The 18,372-nt window shown below is 38.2% G+C and carries 16 protein-coding genes; 14 read left to right on the top strand and 2 right to left on the bottom strand.

The annotated features are described in order from the left end of the window. Positions 1-357 precede the first annotated feature (357 nt). The 6 genes from ACIFOT_RS22390 (at position 358) to ACIFOT_RS22365 (ending at position 5,087) form a co-directional block, all read left to right on the top strand. Positions 358-492, top strand: a complete 135-nt coding sequence (locus ACIFOT_RS22390; protein ID WP_430068049.1) for a hypothetical protein — start codon at positions 358-360, stop codon at positions 490-492. A gap of 174 nt (positions 493-666) precedes the next feature. Next, positions 667-1,626 (top strand): DUF4822 domain-containing protein, encoded by a 960-nt coding sequence (locus ACIFOT_RS22385; RefSeq protein ID WP_430068046.1) that lies wholly within the window; start codon positions 667-669, stop codon positions 1,624-1,626. A gap of 114 nt (positions 1,627-1,740) precedes the next feature. Then, positions 1,741-3,198, top strand: a complete 1,458-nt coding sequence (locus ACIFOT_RS22380) for a sensor histidine kinase (protein WP_430068043.1) — start codon at positions 1,741-1,743, stop codon at positions 3,196-3,198. A 13-nt stretch (positions 3,199-3,211) separates the two neighbouring features. Then, the gene (locus ACIFOT_RS22375) at positions 3,212-3,901 is read left to right on the top strand and encodes a response regulator transcription factor (RefSeq protein WP_430068040.1); all 690 of its coding nucleotides are present in this window, start codon (positions 3,212-3,214) and stop codon (positions 3,899-3,901) included. Between the two features lie 52 nt (positions 3,902-3,953). Further along, entirely contained in the window at positions 3,954-4,364 is a 411-nt protein-coding gene (locus tag ACIFOT_RS22370) for a nucleoside deaminase (protein ID WP_430068037.1), read from the top strand. A gap of 9 nt (positions 4,365-4,373) precedes the next feature. After that, on the top strand, positions 4,374-5,087 hold the full coding sequence (locus ACIFOT_RS22365; protein ID WP_430068034.1) for an ankyrin repeat domain-containing protein: 714 nt from the start codon (positions 4,374-4,376) through the stop codon (positions 5,085-5,087). Positions 5,088-5,165: 78 nt separating this feature from the next. On the opposite strand, the gene ACIFOT_RS22360 is transcribed toward ACIFOT_RS22365, so the two are convergent. Next, a complete protein-coding gene (locus tag ACIFOT_RS22360) occupies positions 5,166-6,332 on the bottom strand; it encodes a S8 family peptidase (RefSeq protein WP_430068032.1) in 1,167 nt (388 codons plus the stop codon). 354 nt (positions 6,333-6,686) lie between these two features. On the opposite strand from ACIFOT_RS22360, the gene ACIFOT_RS22355 reads away from it, so the two are divergent. After that, the gene (locus ACIFOT_RS22355) at positions 6,687-7,403 is read left to right on the top strand and encodes an HAD family hydrolase (RefSeq protein WP_430068029.1); all 717 of its coding nucleotides are present in this window, start codon (positions 6,687-6,689) and stop codon (positions 7,401-7,403) included. Between the two features lie 40 nt (positions 7,404-7,443). Here ACIFOT_RS22355 and ACIFOT_RS22350 read toward each other — a convergent pair whose 3' ends face one another. Then, positions 7,444-8,571: a GntR family transcriptional regulator gene (locus ACIFOT_RS22350; protein WP_430068026.1), complete on the bottom strand. Its 1,128-nt coding sequence runs from the start codon at positions 8,569-8,571 to the stop codon at positions 7,444-7,446. Between the two features lie 246 nt (positions 8,572-8,817). Here ACIFOT_RS22350 and araD point away from each other — a divergent pair, with 246 nt between their 5' ends. The 7 genes from araD to chvE all read left to right on the top strand — a co-directional run bounded on the left by araD (position 8,818) and on the right by chvE (position 18,343). Continuing rightward, positions 8,818-9,513: an L-ribulose-5-phosphate 4-epimerase gene (gene araD, locus ACIFOT_RS22345; protein ID WP_430068052.1), complete on the top strand. Its 696-nt coding sequence runs from the start codon at positions 8,818-8,820 to the stop codon at positions 9,511-9,513. A 116-nt stretch (positions 9,514-9,629) separates the two neighbouring features. Beyond that, on the top strand, positions 9,630-11,114 hold the full coding sequence (gene araA, locus ACIFOT_RS22340) for an L-arabinose isomerase (protein ID WP_430068023.1): 1,485 nt from the start codon (positions 9,630-9,632) through the stop codon (positions 11,112-11,114). Between the two features lie 111 nt (positions 11,115-11,225). Further along, on the top strand, positions 11,226-12,824 hold the full coding sequence (locus tag ACIFOT_RS22335) for a xylulokinase (RefSeq protein WP_430068019.1): 1,599 nt from the start codon (positions 11,226-11,228) through the stop codon (positions 12,822-12,824). Between the two features lie 131 nt (positions 12,825-12,955). Next, entirely contained in the window at positions 12,956-13,966 is a 1,011-nt protein-coding gene (locus ACIFOT_RS22330; protein ID WP_430068016.1) for a substrate-binding domain-containing protein, read from the top strand. Positions 13,967-13,986: 20 nt separating this feature from the next. Then, complete coding sequence (locus ACIFOT_RS22325; RefSeq protein ID WP_430068013.1) at positions 13,987-15,801, top strand: cache domain-containing sensor histidine kinase; 1,815 nt, start codon at positions 13,987-13,989, stop codon at positions 15,799-15,801. Between the two features lie 10 nt (positions 15,802-15,811). Then, positions 15,812-17,038 (top strand): response regulator transcription factor, encoded by a 1,227-nt coding sequence (locus ACIFOT_RS22320; protein WP_430068010.1) that lies wholly within the window; start codon positions 15,812-15,814, stop codon positions 17,036-17,038. A gap of 228 nt (positions 17,039-17,266) precedes the next feature. Then, positions 17,267-18,343, top strand: a complete 1,077-nt coding sequence (chvE, locus tag ACIFOT_RS22315) for a multiple monosaccharide ABC transporter substrate-binding protein (RefSeq protein ID WP_430068007.1) — start codon at positions 17,267-17,269, stop codon at positions 18,341-18,343. Positions 18,344-18,372 lie beyond the last annotated feature (29 nt).

The raw sequence follows: 18,372 nt of genomic DNA, 5'->3' as shown, positions 1-18,372 counted from the left end.
CAAAATCTAGGACTTGACTTAAGAATGGTTCATAAAGCCCGTCAGCAGTAATAAGTAGAGGCAACGGTCTATAAGAACAGTTCATAAAGCCCGTCAGCAGTAAAAAAATAGAGGCGACGGTCGATAAGAGCAGTTCATAAAACCCGTCAGCAGTAAAAAATAGAGGCGACGGTCGATAAGAGCGGTTCATAAAGCCCGACAGTACTAAAAAATGGAGATGACGGTCGATAAGAACGGTTCATAAACCCGTCAGCACTAAAAAATAGAGTCGAAGGAGATTTGTAATACAGTATATTTTTCCAACGTAATCAGACAATAAAATGATGGGGAACATACTAGTTTTGAAAGGGGATTGTTATGGATAAGAATAAAAAAACACCACAGAATTTAAGTTACGAATCAGATGGAAAAATGGGCAAGGCCGACAATAATGTAAATGCTGACGAAAAAGAGCAGCGAGAATTTTTTAATACCACTCAAGACAGTGAATAGTAAAGAAAAAACCTACTTTAATTCAGGTAAGTAGGTTTTTCCTTGTTTCGTATTCACGACTTAAGGTTTAAAACTTAAAAGTTAAGACTTTGTTAATATTTTTTATATAGGGAGTTAAGTTCTGTCAGGTACAATCAAATTACGTCGACGAAGTCATAATTAGGAGATGAAAAAATGATTAATAAAGCAAAAATAATATCATCTTTACTCGGAGTGACAATAGCAATAGGTGCTATTAGTACAAGTACGCCAGTTAACGCAAGTGAACAAAAGAAAGAGATTACAACAGTACAAAAGCATTCAGAACATAAACTAAGTAAAGGTCAGAAAATGGCTAACATTCTTAGCAGTACAGAATGGCAAGGTACAAGAGTATACGACAAAAATGGGAATGATTTAACAAAAGAGAATGCAAACTTCATTGGTCTGGCGAAATATGACGCGAAATCAGGAAGATATGAATTTTTTGATGCTAAAACGGGGAATAGTCGCGGCGATAAAGGAACTTTCTTTATCACCAATGATGGGAAGAAAAGAATATTAATTTCAGAATCAATGAATTACCAAGCGGTTGTCGACATGACAAAACTAAATAAAAATGTTTTTACTTATAAAAGAATCGGAAAAGATGCAAATGGCAACGATGTAGAGGTATTTGTTGAACACGTTCCCTATAAAGAAAAAGATCTGTCTTTTACTGATCCTGACAAGCAGTTGAACACTAGTACAGGTAATATTATTAAAAACGTTGATGGAGATATAATTTTAGGCAGCACCCTTTGGCACGGAACAAAGGTATTAGATGAAAACGGCAATGATGTAACAATGTATAACTCAAATTTTATAAGTCTGGCAAAATTTGATGCCAAGACGAATAAATATGAGTTTTACAATGCTGAAACAGGCGTAAGCCGCGGTGATTATGGCTATTTCGATGTTGCACACGGTAATAAAATAAGAGCCCATGTTTCAATTGGAGATAGGAAGTATGGTGCCGCTCTAGAACTTACTGAACTTAATCAAAAGAAATTTACCTATAAAAGAACTGGTAAAGATAAAGATGGTAAGGACATTACTATTTTCGTGGAACATGAACCATACCATGGTGATTTCAAACCAAAATTTAGTTTTTAAGGAACAATGGGTTAGGGAATAATGGAATTTGAAACAAGGTTGTCTACAGGTGACAACCTTGTTCCCTTTTCGGTAAATTTAGTAAAACTGTACCTCGGATCAGGAGGCACGCTTATGTCCATTCGGTGGAGATTATTAATTTCACATACAACAATGCTAATCGTAACACTAGTTTTATTCATCATAAGTGCCATGTTAATACCAGTGGCGATTACAGGTGATATCCGTAGTATTAAAGATTTGTATACACGTCAATATGCGCTCAAGCCTTTAACAAAACCAGAGGAAAATGTATTCCTGGATGTTAAATATTTAGCTAAAAAACAACCAAATCAATTGTTAAATGAAGTTTTCCTTAAACAATTTGATCAAAAGCTAGATTCAGTTGCTTCCGGATTAATCATCCGTAAAGGAGATAAAATTGTCCATTCCTCAAAGATATTAAATTCTATAAAGGACGTAAAAAAGCTCCCTTCTTTTGAACCAGAAAATATTAAAGTAAGAGACACCATCAGTATCAATCATCAATTTTTTTTATATGTTAAATTCGATTTTTATTTTCAGGATCAGGAAAAAGGCAGTGTTATCATTATGAGGGAAGTAAGCCCCTTTGTTGAGCTGTCCAGAAGTTTATTTCCATTAATATTCGGATTATTATTTCTTTCCTTAATTCTTGTAAATGGTCTATTAAGTTATTTTGTATCCAAGAGTATTATTAAGCCGCTATTTTCTTTGAAAAATGCAACAGAACAAATGGGAGAAGGCAATTTAAATGTAAAGATTGATAACGTCAGGCAGGATGAAATAGGCCAGCTTAGCAATGCCTTTGACAAAATGAGGAAAAAACTAAAAGAATCCATTGACCTGCAACTTCAGTATGAGGAAAGTAGAAAGGAGTTAATTTCCAATATCTCTCATGATTTAAAAACCCCTATAACATCTATTAAAGGCTATATTGAAGGAATTCAAGATGGCGTTGCAGTTTCACAGGGGAAATTGGATAAATACCTTTCTACCATTAAACGAAAAGCGACAGATATGGATCAATTAATAGATGATTTATTTCTTTTTTCTAAGCTTGATTTAAAAAAACTTCCGTTTGCCTTTGTGGACATTGATATAATGCGTTTTATAAAAAACTTTGTAGAGGAAATAAATTTTGATTTAGAGGAAAAAGGTATTAAGATTACTGTAGAAAATCGGATGGAAAACGATACGAAGGTAATTGCTGACCGTGATCAATTAAGGAGGGTAATGACTAATATCATAGTTAACTCCGTAAAGCATATGAAAAAACCAGAAAAAATCATCAGCATTTTTTTAAATGAAGAGGAAGAATTTGTTGAAATCGAGGTCCGCGATAATGGCTCTGGAATCGAGTCTACATCTCTGCCATATATTTTTGAGCGTTTTTATCGTGTGGACGCATCAAGAAATCAATCTACCGGCGGAAGCGGACTAGGTCTTGCCATTTCAAAGCAGATTATCACGGAGCATGGCGGTGAAATTTGGGTGAAAAGTCAATTAGGATCAGGTACGAGTATCCTCTTTACGTTGAAGAAGTCGAAATAGAGTGGTGATTACATTGAAAAAAATTTTAATCGTAGAAGATGATCTTGATATTGGAGAACTACAACAAGATTACCTTGAGATTAATGGTTATGATGTTGAATTACAAACCTCTGGCAAAGAAGGGTTAAAACGTGCACTAAATAAAGATTATGACCTATTAATTATTGATGTCATGCTGCCAGAGGTAGATGGATTCGAGATCTGTAAACAAGTTAGAGCTGTAAAGAATATCCCCATCTTATTTGTCTCGGCTAAAAAGGAAGATATTGATAAAATAAGAGGTTTGGGTCTTGGAGCCGATGATTATATTATTAAGCCGTTCAGTCCAGGTGAGCTTGTTGCTAGAGTGAAGGCACATTTGGCACGCTATGAACGTTTAATTGGAAGTATTGATACGACAAAAAAGGAAATAAGTATCCGAGGGCTTGTCATTGATGAAATGGCTCGAAAGGTGTATGTGAACAATCAAAAGGTCGCTTTAACTGCAAAAGAATTTGATCTATTACTTTTCTTGGCACAGCATCCAAATCGTGTTTTTAGCAAAGAGGATCTTTTCGAAACCATTTGGGGCCTCGATTCCTCAGGGGATATTACCACCATCACAGTGCATATCAGAAAAATACGCGGCAAAATTGAAAAGGATCCCTCCAATCCTCAATTTATCGAAACAGTTTGGGGAGCAGGCTATATGATATCGGTTTAAATGAATCCAAATTACAGAAAAATATTCAAATAATTGATAGGAGTGAGTTTAAATGAGTAATAAAAAATGGATGGAATATGCCATCAATCTGGCAAAAAATAATGCGGATAAAGGAGGAAAACCATTTGGGGCGGTTATTGTAAAAGATGGAACAATTATTGCTGAGGGAGTTAATGATGTTATTGCAACACATGATCCAACAACACATGCAGAACTGCAGGCCATCAGTAAAGCTTCACGTTCATTAGGGACAGAGGACTTATCCGAATGTGAATTGTATGCCAGCGGTGAACCTTGTCCAATGTGTTTAAGTGCTATTTATCTTGCAAATATGAATAAGATTTATTTTGCCAATCCGATGGAAGGAAATCCTCTCGCGCTGCAAGCAAAAAAAATCTATGAACAAGTTGGACTATCGAACAAAAAAAGAACAAATAAACTAATCCAATTATCAATTGATTAATGAAATGGTTTGTTTATGAAACGTAAATCACTTTCTTTTTGTATCATGTTTCTTATTTTGGCAGGATGTCAAAATCCCAAAATAGTTGAAAAGTCAAGTGAAGTTCCGATAGAAAAGGCGGTTAATATGAAAGAACAATTTTTTAAAGCTGTAGAAAACGGAAAAATAGACGAGATTAATAGTTTTTTAAATAAGGGAGTAAATATAAATAGCCAAGATAGTATGGGAAGGACAGCGGTCATGATTGCTACCTATGCTAATGATTTAGAAACAACCCAAGCCTTAATTGAAAAGGGGGCGGATGTTAATATTCAAGATAATATGAAAAATAATCCGTTCCTTTATGCTGGTGCAGAAGGTTATATTGGAATTTTAAGGCTTACTATTGAGGCGGGCGCCAATCCCAAAATTTTAAACAGGTATGGTGGTACAGCCCTCATTCCAGCCTCCGAACATGGATATGTAGCTGTGGTAAAAGAATTGCTAGAAAAAACAGAAATAGATGTCAATCATATAAACAATTTAGGCTGGACAGCATTAATGGAGGCTATTGTCCTAAGTGACGGTGGAAAGAAACAGCAGGAAACCATCAAGCTGTTAATAGAACACGGGGCAGATGTTAACATACCAGATTCCGAGGGTGTAACACCTCTTCAACATGGGAGCGAAAGAAACTTTGCAGAAATTGAGAAAATTCTTCTGCAAGCGGGTGCAAAAAGATAGAACGCTCTAATAAGTGAGGGATGAAGCCACAATGGTTTCATCCTTTTTGTGTTGTATAGTTTTATAATTAAAGGAAATTTAAGTCACATTTTTGACCGCTTTAAATGCATTTATTCGTCCAAACTTATATAAAATGCCTTGACCTGGGATTGGGTCAGTATTCGATTCTATTATTCGCCTTACACTTATTTTAGATTTAGGATTAATTGCTAAGATTAGACCAGCCAGTCCGCTTACAAACGAAGATGCCTGTGATGTTCCGCTAAGAGGTCCTGTATCCCTACTTCCCATAGGATTAGAATGAGTAGGAAGTGTCGACCAAATAGAAACACCAGGTGCTGCAACATCCACCCATGACCCTCCATAGTTGGAGAAGCAAGCAAGTTGATCGTTTTGATCGGTTGCAGCGACACTAATCACTTCAGGAAAAGCCGCTGGATAGTGTTTCTGACTTGTTCCATAGTTTCCTGCAGATGAAATCAATACTACTCCTTTTTTTGTAGCATATCGAACAGCACGGTGTAACGTTTCATTTGGTTCTGTAGAGGCAAGGCTCATGTTTATAACTTTTGCTCCGTGATTAGCAGCAAAGATTATTCCTTTCGAAGTGCCACTGATTGTACCTCGTCCATTATCATTCAATACTTTCACGTTCATCAATTTAACCGCATTAAAGGTGACACCAGCCACACCTATTCTATTATTCGTAATTGCACCAATAATACCAGCGACATGAGTGCCATGTCCGTACAAGTCATCCCTTGTAGAGGAATCCGAGAAGTTTTTATTCAGCACAACTTTCTGTGACAAGTCAGGGTGATGCTTATTTATTCCAGAATCTAGAACCGCTATAACAACGGAAGAATCGGTTTTGGGTTCAAACTCTCGATTATGAGTAAGATTGGGATTGAGGACTTCAGAAGGAATTTTACTCCAGGATTGTGGAGCCTGAATTTTTAAATGTCCCCATTGTAGAGAAAAAAGAGAGTCGTTGGGAGAATATCCATTAGGCTCGCTGGTTGCTTTCGATATCCAGTTACGTTCTACATATTCCACTTCCTTACAAGCGGAATATCTATACAAAATTGCAGTCAATTGATCGGGTTTAACAGAGACAACATCGACATCCAACTCTGGAATATTGTCAATCAGCGTCGCTCCAATTTCTTGATGGATTTGAAGGCGTTTCAGACTAGAAACATGGGCACGGAAGCAAATGAGGATTTTAACTGGGGAAAATTCCATCTTATGCGATTCACCTTACCTTAAGTTGATTGGTTCTATAATATATTCGGGGCAGAAGATAGAGGACAAGGCAAATGGCAGTATAGAAGTAAAAATAGACATAGTCAGGTGACGAATGTCCTATATTGACAAATTATCACGTCCTACAGCATAGTTAAAAAACAACGAAAAACGCTGAATTAATGTCTTATTTAAACCAATTTAAAAACCATGGTTAAATAGCGATAATTCAGCGTTTACACGATTTGTGCGTCCCAGAGAGGATTCGAACCTCGGACCTACAGTTTAGGAAAAGAATTCTTATACTGTTAAAATAGCTTTTATAACAGCAAAAAACATGTGGAGGGAAGTAAGTTGGTTATAAAAGCAATCTTTTTTGATCTAGACGATACCTTGCATGATCACCTTTTGCCTTTTTCTAACGCGCTGATCGCAACGCTACCCATTAATTATCGGGAAATTGATGTTGTGTCTTTATACAAAAAGTTCAGGCACTTCAGCGATATTCTTTGGAAAAGCTATAGTGCAAAAGAGTTAACTTTGAAGAATCTTAGAATAAACCGAATCATGCTTGCTTTGGAAAGCTATGATATTAGAATTACGATAAAGCAGGCAGTTGAATTTCAAAATCAATATGAACATGACTCAAAAAAACTTCATTTATTTCCAGATGTCACTGCCGTGTTGAAAACGATCATAAATTATGGTTTAACCCTTGGAATTATTACGAATGGTCCTATTGAACACCAGTTTAAAAAAATACAGTCCCTTGGGCTTACGAAGTATTTTAATAGGGATTTGATATTTATCTCAGATGAGGTAGGAATAGCAAAACCCAGCCCAGAACTATTCGTTCACGTGGCACAAAGGACTGGATTTGCACCAAATGAGCATCTTTACATTGGAGATACGTGGTCAAATGATATTGCAGCTTCAAGTGAAGCAGGATGGCAGTCCATCTGGTACAATCACCGAAATAGATTGCCTGAAACAAACCATAAACCACTAACAATAATAGAGAAGCTGTCATCGGTTTTGGCTGTGATTAATGAAATGGACCAAAAGACTTGATAAAAGTCCATTGGTCCATTTTTATTACGATTAATCAATATTAACTTTGCACCTTCATAAATGGAGCAGTAGAATTTCTAATAACTAATTCCGGCTCATAAATAATCGAAGGAGGACGGTCCCCTCTATTTTCAACAGCATTAACAATCCATTTAGCTGCTTCGATCCCCATTTCCATTTTTGGATGGGCTATTGATGTTAGTTTCACTTCTGATGCCACTGCCAACGATGAATCATCAAAGCCAACAATGGAAACATCCTCTGGAACACTATGTCCAAGTCGTCTTAATAAATTTAAAACATTTAATACAAGCTGGTCGTTATAACAAACAATTGCGGTGGGGGTAGAATCTGTTCTAAAGAAATTCTCTAACCGTTCCAATAACTTGTTATTTTGATCTTCTGTTGAAAAGGTAATGACCATCTCCGGGAAAAATGGCAGGCTATGTTCTCTAAAAGCGCGGATAAAGCCCTGCATCCGGTTTACCCCTTGAAGGTCATCGGTTTTAAAAATACCAATGATTTTTTCGTGACCCAGCTTTATTAAATGTTCAGTCGCCATATAACCGCCTTGTTCATCATTCATAATCATGTGTGGAGGCATTAGCTGTGAATAGTATTGGTTAATCATCAAATAAGGGATGTTGTTCTGCTCCAATTCCAGATAGTAGTGGATATTAGGATTGTATTGGCTGCTTTTTGTAGGTTCTACGATAAGGCCGTCAATATTTCTGCTTAACATGGTCTGCAGGCATTGTTTTTCCTTCTCCACATTATTATCCGTACAAGCAAGGGTTAAAGTATAGCCCTTTTCCGTTAACTGGGATTCAATTCCTTTTATTATGGATGGAAAAATATAATCAGAGATGTAGGTCGTGATCACTCCAATATTTTTCCCGTTAGAACTGGATGTATGGATTAAGGATGGCGTCTGCTCCATTGTTTGCTCTTTTTTAGAGGAGCAAAAGGTTCCCGCACCTTGCTCTCGATAAAGCAAACCTTCATGGACCAAATCCCCGACAGCTTGTCTGATAGTATGTCTGCTTACCCCGAACATTTTCACAAGTTCATTTTCCGAATAGATCTTTTCGCCGGGCTGCACCTTCCCGCTAGTTATCCATTCAGTTATTTTTTCCTTTACCATATTGTATTTGGTTTGTGAAGACACAGTATCACCACTTTCAACTATTAAGCCAAGCTTGTAACTTATACGTACAAGAATACTAATAATCCTATCCTAACAAATAATTTAATAGTTGACTATGCTAATTTTATTATCAATTTTTTCTCTAAATTATTAAAAAAATACATTGAAATATATTGATAAGGTGATAAAATCGAAATTAGGTTATACGTACAAGTTTAAAGATTAAATCAAGTTGTAAGGATAACTTGTGATAGGGGGTCATATATGATGTTAGAACGATTGAAAAGGGATGTTTTGGAAGCGAATCTTCAGTTGCCTAAACATGGTTTGGTCACTTTTACTTGGGGAAATGTAAGCGGTATCGACCGTGAAACTGGACTTGTGGTGATTAAACCAAGTGGTGTACCGTATGATGAATTACATATTGATGATCTAGTTGTAGTGGATTTGGATGGGAACATTGTAGAAGGGAGCTTAAGACCTTCTTCCGATACACAAACACACCTTGCCTTATATCGCGCATTTCCTCAAATAGGGGGAATTGTACATACACACTCTCCATCGGCTACAAGCTGGGCGCAGGCTGGACGCTCTATTCCTGCCCTTGGAACCACACATGCGGATTATTTTTATGGTGAAATTCCTTGTACTCGGACCTTGACGGAAGAGGAAATAGAACGGGGCTATGAGCTTGAAACAGGAAATGTAATCATCGAAACCTTTGAAAAAGAAAGCCTTGACCCTGTTGCTATGCCAGGAATTTTATTATCAGGGCATGCCCCATTCAGCTGGGGCAAAAATGCCAGCCAGGCGGTACATAATGCAGTGATTTTAGAGGAAGTAGCCAAAATGGCATTAAACACTTATCTGCTAAACCCACAGATTAAGGAAATCGACCAATTCCTGCTAGATAAGCATTATCTCCGCAAGCATGGTGTTAATGCCTATTATGGACAAAAGTAGATTGAGAGGAAAATATTACTTTAAATATAGGTTTACTTGTACGGACGACTGTCACCGGCATGCGAATCAATTATTTGATAGATTACTATCTGTTATTCACTAAGGAGGAATTACAATTGTTAACGACAAAAGCCTATGAATTCTGGTTTGTGACTGGAAGTCAATTATTATATGGAGAAGATGTACTTCGTCAAGTGGAAGCAAACTCAAAAACCATCGTGAATGGTCTGGATGAAGATTCTCGAGTTCCATATAAATTAGTTTTTAAATCAGTAGTAAAGGATTCAGATTCCATCCGCAAATTGATCTTAGAAGCAAATGCCGATGAGAATTGTGCGGGTATCATTACCTGGATGCACACGTTCTCACCATCAAAAATGTGGATTGCCGGCCTTTCTGCCCTGCAAAAGCCATATCTTCATTTTGCTACACAATTTAACCGTGATATCCCTTGGGAATCAATCGATATGGATTTTATGAACTTGAATCAAGCTGCACACGGTGACCGTGAACATGGTTTCATTGCGGCCCGTCTGAATGTTAAGCGGAAAGTAGTGGTGGGTCATTGGGAAAACCCTGAGGTAAGAGAACGTATTGGCAGCTGGACGAAAACAGCTGCTGCATTTGCGGAAAGCAAGAACCTTAAAGTTGCCAGATTTGGTGATAATATGCGCCAAGTAGCCGTAACAGAGGGTGATAAGATAGAAGCGCAAATCAAGTTCGGCTGGACAGTCAATGGGTACGGAGTGGGAGACCTTGTCGGGCGGATGAATGATGTAACGGAACATGATATTGACCAGCTGATGGCTGAATATGAACAGCAATATGATATGTCACCTGAAGGACTTACCGATGGTCCGGTCCGCGAAGCCATCCGTTACCAAGCTAGAATTGAACTTGGTATGAAAGCATTCTTAACGGAAGGCGGCTACACCGCATTTACCACTACTTTTGAAGATTTACATGGTATGCACCAGCTTCCAGGTCTTGCAGTTCAGCGACTGATGGAACAGGGATATGGATTTGCTGGTGAAGGGGACTGGAAAACAGCGGCTCTTGTTCGATTAATGAAAATGATTGCCGGCAATGAAGGAACATCCTTTATGGAAGATTATACGTATCATTTTGAGCCAGGGAATGAAATGGTTCTTGGTGCACATATGCTCGAGGTTTGCCCAACCATTTCTGCCACTCGTCCGAAAATCGAGGTTCATCCACTTGGAATTGGCGGTAAGGAGGACCCTGCAAGAATAGTGTTTGATGGAATGAGCGGGTCTGCCTTAAATGCAAGCATTGTGGATCTTGGCCATCGTTTCCGTCTTCTAGTAAATGAAGTAGATGCTGTACAGCCAGAAAAGGATATGCCGAATCTTCCGGTTGCAAGGGTTTTATGGAAAGCGCAGCCATCCTTAAGGCAAGCGGTAGAAAATTGGATTCAGGCTGGTGGAGCCCACCATACTGGTTTCTCTTACAAAGTGACATCAGAACAGTTGAGAGATTTTGCTGAACTGGCAGGAATTGAGATCGTCGTCATTAACAGGGACACGAAATCAGAGGCATTCAATAATGAATTACGCTGGAATGAAGTGATCTACCGTTAATTGCATCTTTAAGGAAAAATAATGAAGAAAACACAGGGCTATTAGAAATAATAGCCTTGCTGTTTATTCTAATCTCAGATTTTACTATTTTTTTATTGGAGGAAAAATTCCATGAATTCTGATATAAAAAATGCCATTCAAAGTAGCAATACAACACTTGGTATTGAGCTTGGCTCCACCCGAATTAAAGCTGTACTCATTGGTGAGAATCATGTGCCAATCGCATCCGGCAGCCATACTTGGGAAAATTGCTATGTGAACAATATCTGGACCTATAGTGAAGATGATATTTGGAAGGGTGTACAAGACAGCTATCAAAAGATGGCTAATGAGGTGAAACAGCAATATGGCGTCACATTACAAACCGTTGGAGCAATTGGCATTAGTGGGATGATGCATGGCTATATGGTTTTCGACATAGACGGGAAGCTTCTGGTGCCATTTCGCACCTGGAGGAACAATATGACCGAACGGGCTTCGAAATCGCTGACAGGACTGTTTAACTACCAAATTCCGCAAAGGTGGAGTATTGCTCATTTGTATCAAGCCATTTTGAACCAGGAAGATCATATTGCTGATATAAACTTCCAGACAACACTTGCTGGATATATTCATTGGAAACTGACAGGACAGAAGGTTCTGGGAGTAGGTGAAGCATCCGGTGTATTTCCAATTGACTTGAATACCAAGAACTATAATTATAGAATGATAGATCAATTCAATGAATTGATTGCACCCCAAAATCTATCATGGAAACTGGAAAATATTTTGCCCAATGTTTTGGTAGCGGGTGAAAACGCCGGCGTCCTAACAGAAGAAGGGGCGAAGCTGTTAGATGTTACCGGAGAGCTGCAGGCTGGGATTCCACTTTGTCCGCCGGAAGGGGATGCAGGAACTGGAATGGTCGCAACAAACAGCGTCGCGAAGCGTACTGGTAATGTTTCTGCCGGAACTTCTGTATTTGCCATGGTTGTACTAGAAAAGGAACTGTCTAAGGTATATTCCGAGATTGACCTTGTCACCACACCTACAGGCAACCTTGTTGCTATGGCTCATTCCAACAATTGTTCTTCAGACCTCAATGCATGGGTCGGATTGTTCGGTGAATTTTCTAAAGTGATGGGTATGGATGTAGACACAAATAAGTTATATGGAACACTGTATCATTTGGCTCTTCAGGGAGATCCCGATTGCGGCGGCTTACTCGCTTATGGCTATCTTTCCGGCGAACACATGACCCACTTCGAAGAAGGCAGGCCCTTGTTTGTTCGTTCTGCAGAAAGCAATTTCAACCTGGCTAATTTTATCCGTGTCCATTTATTTACAGCATTGGGTGCTCTAAAAATTGGTATGGATATTCTTCTCAAACAAGAAGAAGTGAAACTGGATGAAATCCTGGGTCATGGCGGCTTGTTTAAAACCCGAGGCGTTGGGCAGAGCATTATGGCCGCTGCGCTTAATGTCCCTGTTTCCGTGATGGAAACGGCAGGGGAAGGAGGAGCATGGGGTATCGCTCTGCTCGCATCTTATCTAATCAACAAAGCAGATAATGAAACGCTGGATGACTATTTAAGCCACAAAGTATTTGTAGAAAAAGCTAGTAGGACGATGTCCCCTGTTTCAAAGGATGTAGCGGGTTTTGAGCAATTTATGAATCGTTATACAAAGGGACTTGCAATTGAAAAAGCTGCAATAGAAAATCTTAATTAAATTTTTTGTATTGATCAACTGACGGTGGATAATTTCTTCTGTCATGTTTTTTTTAAAATGGATTTTATCTATCAATCATCGCAAACGTTTTCTATAATAACAATAACATCTTATTTTGAAAGGGGTTCCTTGTGAAAAAGCTATTATTCGTATATGCTCTATTATTCGGTGCCTTTCTTATATATTTAATCAACTTTCAGTCTCGTGAAGTGAACACAAATCTTGAGGGGAAACCAAAGGGACTTCAGGGAACGATTGATGAGAAATATGTCATGGTTACTTTTCAAGTAGGAATCGAATATTGGAAAAATGTATTAAAGGGATTTGAGGATGGGGCACAAGCGCTGAATGTATCCGTTGAATATCGTGGCGCGACAAATTACGATGTAAATGAGCAAATCACGGTCCTTGAGCAGGTAATTGCCAGAAAGCCATCAGGAATTGCGATTTCCGCTATCCACCCGAATGCGCTCAATGTGACCATTAACAAAGCCATTGATGCGGGAATTCCTGTTGTATTATTTGATTCTGATGCTCCAGATAGCAAGGCCTATTCATTTTTAGGCACTAATAACTTCAATGCAGGTGCTACTGCAGCCCATGAAATGGCTGACATGATAAAGAATCGTGGAAAGATAGCGGTTATCACATTACCGAATCAGCAAAATCATATCGACCGGGCGAATGGCTTTAAAGAGACCATCGAAAAACAATATCCCGACATTGAAGTAGTCGCTGTTAAAGACGGTAAAGGAAATCAATTAGTGTCAGGTCAAGTTGTAAGCGATTTATTGAAGGAACATCCGGATTTAAACGGGATTTTTGCAACGGAAGCAAATGGAGGCGTTGGAGTTGGAGAAGCCTTGATTAACCTAAGAAAAGATAAACAAGTAAGAATTGTAAGTTTTGATACTGATAAGCAAACGCTGGATATGGTGAAGGACGGAACAATCGATGCCACGATTGCTCAAGGTACGTGGAACATGGGGTATTGGTCCTTACAATATTTATTTCATCTTCAACATGATTTAATTAGGTCACAAGGTGGACCATATACAAGCGGTAATCAACTTCTTCCGAGAATGGATACAGGTATAACCGTCGTGACTAGGGAGAATGTGGAAAAATACTATGCAAAGTAAGGCAGTCATGGAATTGAGTGATGACGTTGAAAAAAGTAACTTCCTTTGAAATGAACGACTTACCCATTCGCTATAAAATCATAGCCCTTTTATTAGTAATCAGTATTCTTCCTTCCATCGGTATCGGATCACTTATTAGTTTGGCCGTAGATAAAATTATTGATAAACAAGTTACTGAACATACCCTGCAATTGATCGGCCAAGCTAACAAATCTTTAGAATCGTATGTAGAAAATATGCAGGATAGCTCTTATTTGATTTCATTTAATCCTGAAATGATAGATTTTCTGAAAAACGGCAAGGAACGATCCATATATAATCAGTATCAAATGAGACAATTTTTGCAAGGGTTTACAACGGTTAATCCTGAAATTGCCGGCATCCTTGTTGTCAATAGTAATGGAGAATACATCAGCAATGAACTATATGCGAAAAATATTAAATTATTAACAGAAGAAAAATGGTATCAAGAGGCCGTCGCAAACAAAGGCATTTTTAAGATCATTGGCCACCCAAACAATCGAAATGTTACATCCCATGTGAATTATTCAGATCGTGAAATTGTTTCTGGTGTCCGCTCGATATTGGATCCCGACACGCAAAAAGTGATTGGTGTCATCTTGATTGATCTGAAATTAAGGGTGATTTCTGAAATAGTCGAGGACGTTCGGCTGGGGAAAGCAGGATATTTAATGGTCATTGATGATGATGGGGAGGTCATTTATTCTCCACAGGACTCTCTAGTAAATCAAATACACCCATACTGGTTTGCAAAAGGAACCTCAGGAACTTTCTCAAAAAAGATAAACGGGGAAAACATGCAATTCATCTATCGAAAGTCTCCCTTTTCCAATTGGACGACGATTGGGGTATTCTCAACAAATGAATCTGTCTCAGAGGTTCAAAAAATCAACTTCTATCTGATAAGCTTCTTATTTATTATTTGCGCATTCGCCATTGGGGCATCCTATTATTTTTCACACTCGATGTCAAGACCTATTAATCAATTAAATGCCTTTATGAACCAAGTGGAATCAGGGGATCTTTCGATTCGTTATCGAGGCGTTCGGAGAGACGAAATTGGGATGCTCGGACGCAGCTTCAATAACATGTTAGAACACATCAACCGTTTAATTTCTTTGATTGAAATCCATAGCCGGCAAAAGCGGGAAGCAGAACTACGGACTCTCCAGTCTCATATAAAACCTCACTTTTTATACAATACACTAGACACGATTAATTGGATGGCCCGGAGGAAAGGTGCCTTGGATGTGGCTGAAGTCGTGGAATCTCTTTCACAGCTTTTCCGTATCGGTTTGAGTAAAGGAAATGACATCATCCAATTAGAAAATGAAATCGAGCATATCTACAATTATTTGAAGATCCAGAAAGCTAGATACAAAGATAAATTGAATTACAGTATTTCAATAGACCCTAAACTAACCAATCTATCAATCATAAAGCTGGTGCTGCAGCCGATTGTTGAAAATGCAATTTACCACGGGATCAAAGAACGGCGGGGACCAGGGCATATTACCATTATTGGGGAGAATCATGAGGGAAATTTAGTCCTTTATGTAAAAGATGATGGGGTTGGGATTCCAGACGAAAGATTAGCGAAACTACAGGATAGTTTGTCTGTTAACTTTGATAGTCTTGAAGAAACGAAGGAAATGTTGATTATCGGTTATGGTGTTATGAATGTCCAAGCTAGGATTAAATTAACATATGGGGACCCATATGGCCTGTATATTGTTAGTCAAGAGGGAAAGGGAACGGAAGTGAAAATTTTACTGCCCTTAAAAATGATGAATCTAGATTCTAGGCCGGAATGAGGTGTTTTACTTGCAGCAACTATTAAAGGTCCTTATCGCTGATGATGAGCCGAATATCCGAGAAGGCATTCGTTATTGCCTGGACTGGGATAAAATAGGGATGGAAGTTGTAGCGGAGGCAGAAGATGGGGAAGAGGCATTGGAATTGGCCCTAAAATATAATGTCGATGTTCTTTTAGCAGACTTGAATATGCCTATTATGAATGGGCTCACATTAATTAAGAATATCCGGGAGCGCCTTCCTAAATGCAGAGTAGTGGTGATCTCTGGTTATGATGAATTCAGCTATGCTCAAGAGGCTTTACGATTAAAGGTAGAAGATTATATTTTAAAGCCGATAAAACCTGATAATTTAACCGAGGTTCTTCAAAAAGTGTCGACTAAACTACAAACTCAAGAAGCTCAAACAAAGTATTTGGAAATAGCCTCAAGCCATATTTCTCAAAATACCTTGTTCATTCAAGAACAATTTTGCCGAAATTGGATGGAAGGACAACTAACAAATGAAAACATTAAGGAGCAGCTTCATTTTTGGGGGCTGCCTGAGGAATCCCCCTATCTGCTCGCAGCTATTCGCAGTCAGGAATTAGAAATAGAGCAGCCCTTCATTAACGTGGCAGATAGGGGACTATTTATATTTGGGGTAAAAAACATTCTTGTAGAAATATTAGAAAATCAGCAGAATCTCATTTTTAGTGATAAATCGGGACTGCTGTATATCCTGTTATGGGAATCGATACACGAGGATTTGTTTTCCAAAATAGAAAGGAGCATCCAATCTTATTTACAAGTGTCTCCCGTTCTATTCTCAGAATTGATTACCGGTGATTATGATGCGATTCCTGCTGTCTATATGGATTGTAAAAAGAGGCTGTATGAAGAATACCAGGTTTCTCCCATTGCGAGACGCGCCAAAAATATTATTCGAGAGCAGTATACGAACCCAGATATAACATTAGAATTGATCGCGCAGCAATTACAAGTGTCCCAAGTCTATTTGAGCAGGATGATCAAACAAGGGCTTGGAACCACCTTTGTAAGTTTGGTTACCGAAATGAGGATGAAAAAAGCCATTAAACTATTGAATTCCAGCCAGTTGCAAGTGTATGAGATTGCAGAACAAGTTGGGTATGAATCTCAGCATTATTTTAGTACGGCATTTAAAAAAGCTGTCGGTGTTTCACCTAATCAGTACCGAAAAGGAGCAGTACAACTGCTTGATGAAAAAACATTGTGACCAAAAATGATTGCATTAAAAAGGTGAAGGTCTGCGATTAGCAGCCCTTCACCTTTTTTTGTTTTGTCATCCACAAATAATGAAAGCGTTTTAAAAAAAGTTAAATTATTATAAAAATTGTTAATTTTTTAAAAAGACGAGTTTTAGTGCAAATTGCTATTATGTTTCTAGAGAAAGGGCTTACAATCCTGCTCCTGAAAATTCAACCAAAATGAAAGGGGAATAACAATGAAGAAAGCGTTAGCAGTATTCCTTATGTTAACCATGATTTTCGTTTTAGCAGCATGCGGAAGTGATAAAACTTCCGGAGGAGGAGATAAAGGGTTTGTAGGTATCGCGATGCCGACAAAATCCTCTGAAAGATGGGTGCATGACGGCGAAAACATGGTAAAAGAATTTAAAGCTTTGGGCTACAAAACAGATTTGCAATATGCGGAAGATGTAGTTGAAAACCAAGTTTCTCAAATTGAAAATATGATTACCAAAGGTGTTAATGTTTTGGTTATTGCTTCAATCGATGGTGAAGCATTAACAGATGTATTAGCAAAAGCGAACGATCAGGGAATTAAAGTTATTGCTTATGACCGTTTAATCAAAAACTCAAAATATGTAAGCTATTATGCAACTTTTGATAACTTTAAAGTAGGCGTGCAGCAAGGAACTTATATCGAAGAAAAATTAGGATTAAATGATGGTAAAGGACCATTCAACATCGAATTATTTGCGGGTTCTCCAGATGATAATAATGCCTACTTCTTCTTTGATGGTGCTATGTCAGTATTAAAACCATATATCGAGTCAGGTAAATTAGTAGTAAAGAGCGGCCAGACCAAATTCGAACAAGCAGCAACATTAAGATGGGATGGGGCAACTGCTCAAGCAAGAATGGATAACCTATTAAGTGCAAAATATGCTTCTGATCGAGTTGACGCAGTTTTATCACCATATGATGGTATTAGTATCGGTATTATCTCTTCACTTAAAGGCGTAGGATACGGATCAGCAAGTCAACCACTTCCAATCATTACGGGCCAAGATGCTGAATTAGCATCCGTTAAATCCATTATTGCTGGTGAACAAACCCAAACGGTATTCAAAGATACTCGTGAACTAGCGAAAAAAGCCGTTGAAATGGCAGATGCCGTATTAAAAGGTAAAAAAGCGGAAGTAAATGACACAAAAACCTATGACAATGGAGTTAAAGTTGTTCCTTCCTACCTGCTAGAGCCTGTATCTGTTGATATCGAAAACTATAAATCTACTTTAGTAGACAGTGGATATTATACAGAAAAAGAACTTAAATAGAGAATTTTAGAAACAAAAGTGATTTAGTG

The organism is Neobacillus sp. NRS-1170 (assembly GCF_050468025.1).
Note: the sequence above shows the minus strand (reverse complement) of the source record. Positions and strands in the feature narration are given on the sequence as shown.

What these genes read in the sequence shown, in the direction of transcription:
- ACIFOT_RS22390 (WP_430068049.1), top strand. Translation starts at nt 358, where the DNA reads ATGGATAAGAATAAAAAAACACCACAGAATTTAAGTTACGAATCAGAT.
- ACIFOT_RS22385 (WP_430068046.1), top strand. Translation starts at nt 667, where the DNA reads ATGATTAATAAAGCAAAAATAATATCATCTTTACTCGGAGTGACAATA.
- ACIFOT_RS22380 (WP_430068043.1), top strand. Translation starts at nt 1,741, where the DNA reads ATGTCCATTCGGTGGAGATTATTAATTTCACATACAACAATGCTAATC.
- ACIFOT_RS22370 (WP_430068037.1), top strand. Translation starts at nt 3,954, where the DNA reads ATGAGTAATAAAAAATGGATGGAATATGCCATCAATCTGGCAAAAAAT.
- ACIFOT_RS22360 (WP_430068032.1), bottom strand. Translation starts at nt 6,332, where the DNA reads ATGGAATTTTCCCCAGTTAAAATCCTCATTTGCTTCCGTGCCCATGTT.
- araD (WP_430068052.1), top strand. Translation starts at nt 8,818, where the DNA reads ATGTTAGAACGATTGAAAAGGGATGTTTTGGAAGCGAATCTTCAGTTG.
- ACIFOT_RS22335 (WP_430068019.1), top strand. Translation starts at nt 11,226, where the DNA reads ATGAATTCTGATATAAAAAATGCCATTCAAAGTAGCAATACAACACTT.
- ACIFOT_RS22325 (WP_430068013.1), top strand. Translation starts at nt 13,987, where the DNA reads ATGACGTTGAAAAAAGTAACTTCCTTTGAAATGAACGACTTACCCATT.
- chvE (WP_430068007.1), top strand. Translation starts at nt 17,267, where the DNA reads ATGAAGAAAGCGTTAGCAGTATTCCTTATGTTAACCATGATTTTCGTT.